Source organism: Roseibium sp. RKSG952 (assembly GCF_009711355.1).
Genome location: NZ_SMMF01000357.1, coordinates 1 through 700 on the forward strand (window position 1 = coordinate 1; position 700 = coordinate 700).

The window sequence follows — 700 nt, forward strand, 5'->3', positions numbered from 1 at the left end:
AGCCGGATAGCCGGTTTTCTCGGCAACAATCCCCAGAACGCATTCCCGAACCTTGCGCGCGTCCTTGCCCGGCCGGTCATGATCGGACGTCCGGGCAATACTCACGACATTGGCAGGGTGCGCCTCGACCTGTTCGACCGGATTTTTCGGTACACTATCCAACTCGATATGCCGGTCTGCACCCGCTTCCGACTGTTCTGGCCCCAACGCATCCGTGATCTGCGCCAATGTGCGCAATTCGCTTAAGCGGGACGGATCCATCTCGGGCATGTCGGGCATTGCTTCTCGCAACGCAGACAGGATCTCGACCTGCTTGATCGAGTCGATGCCAAGCTCCGCCTCCAGTTCCATGTCCAGGTCCAGCATGTCGACCGGATAGCCTGTTTTGTCGGCCACGATTGCCAGCACCATGTCCTGCATCTGCCTGTTGCCGCGGGACACGCCCGCAGCTGGCTGCAGACTTGCGCCATTCGCAGGCGCTTCCGTTGGATCCGGGTCGCCCGGGGCTGCGAAAGCGACTGGATGCGTCTGGTTTTGACTGTCAGCGCCTATTGCCCCGGCGATTTGGGAGAGCGTTCGCAATTCACTCAAGTGCGCCGGATCGAGCTCCGGCATCTCAGGTATTTCCTCTCGCAGGGCCGACAGGATTTCCACTTGCTTGATCGAGTCAATGCCAAGTTCGGCTTCCAGATCCATGTCC

Annotated in this window: 1 protein-coding gene; it reads right to left on the minus strand. The window is 59.9% G+C overall.

The features are described 5' to 3' along the window. Window positions 1–700, minus strand: a 700-nt coding sequence (locus E1297_RS01030; RefSeq protein ID WP_155132790.1) for a phosphopantetheine-binding protein, incomplete at both ends; no start/stop codon positions are given.